The 4,315-nt window shown below is 39.2% G+C and carries 4 protein-coding genes; 2 read left to right on the forward strand and 2 right to left on the reverse strand.

Translation table 11 applies throughout. The features are described 5' to 3' along the window. Together Q0212_RS16440 and Q0212_RS16445 are read right to left on the reverse strand one after the other, a co-directional pair. The coding region (locus tag Q0212_RS16440; RefSeq protein ID WP_297927544.1) for an NAD-dependent epimerase/dehydratase family protein at nucleotides 1–863 on the reverse strand (863 nt) is incomplete at its 3' end. Between the two features lie 2 nt (nucleotides 864–865). Next, on the reverse strand, nucleotides 866–1,681 hold the full coding sequence (locus tag Q0212_RS16445) for a lysophospholipid acyltransferase family protein (protein ID WP_297927546.1): 816 nt from the start codon (nucleotides 1,679–1,681) through the stop codon (nucleotides 866–868). 248 nt (nucleotides 1,682–1,929) lie between these two features. On the opposite strand from Q0212_RS16445, the gene Q0212_RS16450 reads away from it, so the two are divergent. Next, nucleotides 1,930–2,202 (forward strand): HU family DNA-binding protein, encoded by a 273-nt coding sequence (locus Q0212_RS16450; protein ID WP_297927548.1) that lies wholly within the window; start codon nucleotides 1,930–1,932, stop codon nucleotides 2,200–2,202. Between the two features lie 79 nt (nucleotides 2,203–2,281). Then, nucleotides 2,282–4,180 carry a SurA N-terminal domain-containing protein gene (locus Q0212_RS16455; protein ID WP_297927550.1) on the forward strand — a complete coding sequence of 633 codons (1,899 nt, stop codon included), beginning with the start codon at nucleotides 2,282–2,284 and terminating at the stop codon, nucleotides 4,178–4,180. Nucleotides 4,181–4,315: the final 135 nt, after the last annotated feature.

The following is a 4,315-nucleotide window of genomic DNA, read 5'->3' on the forward strand; positions in this document are numbered from 1 at the left end:
GAGCCATCTATAGTTGCTGCATATTTGAAGTAATCAAGTAGATGTGGCGGCAATAAGTCTTTTTGACGAATCTTGGCTAATAATAAGGGCATACTTGCTGGTAAAGACGGAATGGGCAATGTTTTGCAGCCACAATGTTTAACAGCTACTTGATAAGGCACACAGTCATCAGGTGCAACGTTGTAGATGCCTGCATGATTTTTATCAAAAGCAATGACAATAGCATCGGCCATATCTTCTAAATGGATAAACTGCATCATGGGTGAATATCCCATTAACACAGGCACACGTTTTTGCATTAACAGTTGACTTAGCGTGTTGTTAACACCAGGCCCTACGATATTACATGGGCGTAAAATCGTAATATTCAGTTCTGGATATTTCCATAAATAAATATTGGATAAGTTTTCTAATTCAACAGAATCAACCAAATCCATTGTAATACCAGCGGCTTTGAGCGGTGCACTCTCAGCTAAATAAGCGGGGTTGTAGGGATGAGCGCCATAGACAAAATAGGTCGATAATATCAATGTTTGTTTAACACCATATTTTAGAGCTAAGTCTAACAAACGTTGACTACCAATGACATTGGCGGCATAACGTCCTTCACGATTGTTTTCATTAGACCCTATACGTCCCAAATGAATGATGCCGTCAAAATTATACTCTTTAAACAAGTCTTCAAAGCGTCTTTTAGTAAAACCAAGTCTATAGCTAGGAATATCCTCAGGCATACTGACTTCACGACGACTATCGCAGACCACTAAACGGTATTTACCTTGCAAACGATGAATCACTTGTTGTGCGAGTGCGCCTGCTGCACCCGTAATTAAAATACAGGGAAGTTGGGTGTTTTGTGTCATTTTTATACTGATCCTGTTCCGTGTTTATGTTGCGCATCTGCAATAAGTTGACGAATTTTGGCCTTAACAATATTCACCTTTGCTTCTAAATCGTCTTCACAGTGAATTGGCCCATTAAAATACATAGGTTCACCAAAATTTAAGCTAACTTGCACAGGTAGAGGCAATGGTAAGGTAATTGGAAAATAAGGTACGCCAAATTTTTTAGCTAGACCTTCGGCATTCCCAAACATCGGTAAGGCTTCTTCACAACCAACAATGCCAACTGGGATAATAGGCGTATTGGTTTCAATGGCAATATCCATAAAACCATTACCAAAACGTTGCAGTTGATAACGACGAGCAAAACCTTTACTGGTACCACGAATACCTTCAGGAAATACGAGAATAGCTTCCTCTTGATTGAGCATATCAATACAGTTTTGACGTTCGCCTGTTACTGCTCCAATTTGGTTTAATAAATTGCCAACATAAGGGACATCAGTGAAAAGACGCTCCATCATGGCTCGTGGTACACGAGGCGCATAAGGGTTTGTTAATAAGCTATATCCAAGTAATGCGCCATCTAAAGGTAAATAACCTGAATGGTTGGCCACAATCAAAACTCGACCTTGAGCAGGAATATGCTCTTGGCCATAAGCTTTAACTTTAAAGTAATGATCATATAAAAAGCGAACAGACGCAGCAGCCTTATATGCGGTTTCACGATGATAGCCCCAACGGTCATAATCAAAAGAGCCTACAGGCTTGGGAGCATTGTCGATTGCTGCTTTGAGTTCGGAGGGAAGTAACCAGTTTTTGAGCTTGTCGGAGAGCATTTTCATCTTCCAAAAATAGGCGAGTAACGATTTACAATACTAAATTACCGCAAATAATTTGCTAAGTGAAACACAAAAATTGTTTTTTAGCGATTAAATACAATAGTCCTACTATGTTATCCTTGACCACCGCCTATGAGCATTGGTATAAATCGCCACCTTACAAATAAACCAGCTAATGTGATACAGTGCGGGCTATCGCCGTATTTTAATAGCATCGTGAGTTAGACAATAACTAAGGGGAAAAAATGAACAAGTCCGAATTAATTGACGCAATTGCCGCTTCCGCACAATTAACTAAAGCAGATGCTGCTCGTGCTTTAGATGGTTTTACTAATGCTGTGACGAATGCTTTAAAAGCAGGAGATTCAGTGGCTTTAGTTGGCTTTGGAACATTCAGTGTCAAAGAGCGTGCTGCACGTAAAGGCCGTAATCCAAAGACAGGCCAAGAAATTGAAATTGCAGCAAGCAAAGTACCTGATTTTAAAGCAGGTAAAGGCTTAAAAGACGCTGTCGCTTAAGTGGTTATTGCTTTGCAAATAACAAGCGCGCCCATTTATGGGCGCGTTTTATTTTAGATTTTGCTGTTTGGTGAATTTGATGCAAGCCTTTCGTGATTTGGTGCGAGGTTGGCTAGGTAAAGCCTTGCTAATTTTGTTATTAGTCCCATTTGCTTTAGTGGGTATTGAGTCCTATTTTGTCGGAGGTAAAGCAGCACCTGCGGCGACAGTAAATGGCGATGAAATTAGTCAATTTGAGTTAGATAAAAGTGTAGATCAACAAAAGCAACGTATTTTGGCAGGTATGGGCGAAAATCCTGATGCTTCTTTAATTGATACGACTGTTTTACGTGATGAAGTATTAAAAGGTTTAGTTGATCGAGCCTTATTAAGTACTCAAGCTAAAAAAGTTGGTTTTTTGATTGATGATGAAACCATTAATCGCTTGATTCATGAAACACCTGCGTTTCAAGAAAATGGTGTATTTTCGCAGGCTCGTTATGAGCAAATGTTGCGTAATATCGGCGAAGACCCACTAAACTTTCCACAAAAAGCTAAAAAAGAAGTGGCTGTTTCGCAATTAGCGGGTGGTATCAACCAAACGGCTTTTGTAACATCTAAACAATTAGATCAATTATCTGCTTTAGATAATCAAAAGCGTGATGTGCATATTGCTGTGTTTCCGGCTGCTAATTATTTAGCAACTGTACAAGTGACTGATGCAGAGGTTGAACAACATTACAAAGCCAATACAACAAAATACACGACTGAAGAAAAGGTTGCCGTTGATTATTTGGTTTTAGGCTCAGAGTTGTTTTTAGACAAAGTATTGTTAACAGATGCTGATGTTGAGGCTCGTTATGCCGAAAAAATCAAAACTTTAGAGTCTAATGAGCAACGTCGTGCAGCCCATATTTTGATTAAAATTACAGATAAAGTTAAAGATGCTGATGCCTTAGCAAAAATTCAAGAAATTGAGAAAAAAGTTAAGGCAGGTGAGGATTTTGGTGTTTTAGCAAAACAATATTCTCAAGATGAAGGTTCAGCCGTTGCTAATGGTGATTTAGGTTTTGTTGGTAAAGGTGCTTTTGTTCCTGAGTTTGAAAAAACCATGTATTCTTTAAAAGAGAATGAAGTGTCTGCGCCAGTCAAAACACAATTTGGTTATCACATTATTAAGTTACTAGCTATTCAAAAAGCTCCTGTTCCTACAATGGCCGAAATTCGTCCTGAATTAGAAGCTGATGTTAAAGTCGCAAAAGCCGAAGAGCTATATGCTGAAGCCATTGAAAAAATGGATGCTTTAGCTTATGAGTCAGCTGATTTGAGCGAAGGTGCAAAACAGTATGGTATGTCGGTACAAACATCACCTTTATTCTCTAAGAATGGTGGAGAGGGCTTAGCTGCTAATCGTAAAATTGTTCAGGCAGCATTTAGTGATGATATTTTAAAAGATGGCAAAAACTCTCAGGCTTTAGCTTTAGATAATAAACATAGTGTTTGGATTCACTTAAACAAGCATGAGCCTGCACGTGTTAAGCCATTGACAGAAGTTGCTGCTGAAATTAAAACCAATTTACAGTTAGATAAAGCAGCATTAATTGCCAAACAAAAAGCTGAAGAAATGACTAAGGCATTAAATGCGGGTAAATCAGCTGCCGAGTTAGCTGCTGCAAATCAGCTACAATGGCAAGACTTCTTGTCTAGTGCTCGTAATGCGCCTGTGCCTACCGCTAATTTACTCAAAGTCGCTTTTAGACTTGCTGTACCTAAAGCCAATACATGGACTGCTGCATTAGCTCCTTCAGGCAAAGATTATGCAGTTGTTGCAGTGAGTAAGGTTGATGCAGGTACTTCAACATTAACAGATGACCAGAAAAAACAGTTTGCTGCTATGTTAGCAAATGCTCGTGGCCAACAAGACTTACAAGACTACGTCACTTATCTACGCAGTCATGCTAAAATTGAAAAGCCTGATGTAAAGTCAACTGATAAGTAACGATTATAAGTTTTATGCATTGTACCTTGCGTAAAACTTAAATCAGATGCCAAAAAAGGCAGACCAAAGGTCTGCCTTTTTGCCTTTAGGCCGAGGATATAAGGCGGTGACACGACAGCTTATCAACCCCTTGCG

This window comes from uncultured Agitococcus sp. (assembly GCF_937920075.1).
Classification (GTDB): Bacteria; Pseudomonadota; Gammaproteobacteria; order Pseudomonadales; family Moraxellaceae; genus Agitococcus.

Excerpts from the sequence above, each read along its gene's own strand:
- Q0212_RS16445 (WP_297927546.1), bottom strand. The coding sequence starts at position 1,681 with ATGCTCTCCGACAAGCTCAAAAACTGGTTACTTCCCTCCGAACTCAAA.
- Q0212_RS16450 (WP_297927548.1), top strand. The coding sequence starts at position 1,930 with ATGAACAAGTCCGAATTAATTGACGCAATTGCCGCTTCCGCACAATTA.
- Q0212_RS16455 (WP_297927550.1), top strand. The coding sequence starts at position 2,282 with ATGCAAGCCTTTCGTGATTTGGTGCGAGGTTGGCTAGGTAAAGCCTTG.